Raw genomic sequence first — 476 nt, forward strand, 5'->3', positions numbered from 1 at the left:
CAATTGCACCAAAATCGGCTGTTAAAATAGCAGTTGTCTTATGGTAGCCTTCTATTTTTGAGATGTGTATAAGGAACAGCGCGAGAACGCCAGTTCCAGCGCGTGCAACTCGCCGCGTCGCAGGGCCAGCTGCCATTCGGCCTGGTACAGGAAATCGGTATTGAAATGCTGGGCGCCGAAGAACAGCCAGTTACGGCCCTTGGCGCCGGTCTCGGCGCGCTCCTGCACGAAGCCGCGGAACGGCGCCACGCCGGTGCCCGGGCCGATCATCAGGATGTCGCGATCGGCATCGGCCGGTACCCGGAAGCGCTCGTTCGGTTCGATGTAGACCGGCGCGGTGTCGCCTTCGCCAAGCGCGGCCAGAAAGCCGCTGGCCGCACCCAGATGCGCATGCCCATGCGCCTGGTAGGTCCTCGTCCACGGTCAGATGCACTTCATCGCCCCCGCGCTTGCGGCTGGAGGCGATGGAGTACAGC

General features: G+C 62.6%; 1 pseudogene. It reads right to left on the reverse strand.

Annotation, left to right across the window (positions count from 1 at the left end):
• Positions 1-78: 78 nt before the first annotated feature.
• Positions 79-476: pseudogene (locus tag CSC70_RS14405) on the reverse strand (assimilatory sulfite reductase (NADPH) flavoprotein subunit); the annotation flags it as partial.

This window comes from Pseudoxanthomonas kalamensis DSM 18571 (assembly GCF_010211745.1).
Lineage (GTDB): Bacteria > Pseudomonadota > Gammaproteobacteria > Xanthomonadales > Xanthomonadaceae > Pseudoxanthomonas_A > Pseudoxanthomonas_A kalamensis.